This is a genomic window from Pseudoflavonifractor phocaeensis (assembly GCF_016901735.1).
Taxonomy (GTDB): domain Bacteria; phylum Bacillota; class Clostridia; order Oscillospirales; family Oscillospiraceae; genus Pseudoflavonifractor_A.
The window spans coordinates 1-267 of sequence record NZ_JACLZC010000237.1 but is presented as its reverse complement, the minus strand read 5'-3'; the positions used below and the strand labels follow the sequence as shown (position 1 = coordinate 267).

Genomic DNA, 267 nt, shown 5'->3' with positions numbered 1-267 from the left:
TGAAGTGAACCCCAAAAGTTAGACAATATTAGGAAGCAAAAATTGTTTAAGCAGCCGAAAGGGCTTGCTGTCTGTGTATTGCAGGCGGCAAGCCCTTTAGCTTTGCCTTGATGCGGCGGTTGTTGTAGTAGTCCAGATAGTCCAGCAGTTCCCGCTTAAAGTGCTCCATAGATTCAAATTCTTGCAGATACAGCAACTCACTTTTGAGTAAGCCAAAGAAATTTTCCATGACAGCATTATCTAGGCAGTTGCCTTTGCGGCTCATGC

Annotated in this window: 1 protein-coding gene; it reads right to left on the bottom strand. The window is 44.6% G+C overall.

Annotated elements, in window-relative coordinates:
• Positions 1–46: 46 nt before the first annotated feature.
• Positions 47–267 (bottom strand): IS3 family transposase (locus tag H7U37_RS15430; protein ID WP_204877051.1); only part of this gene is annotated, 221 nt, incomplete at its 5' end.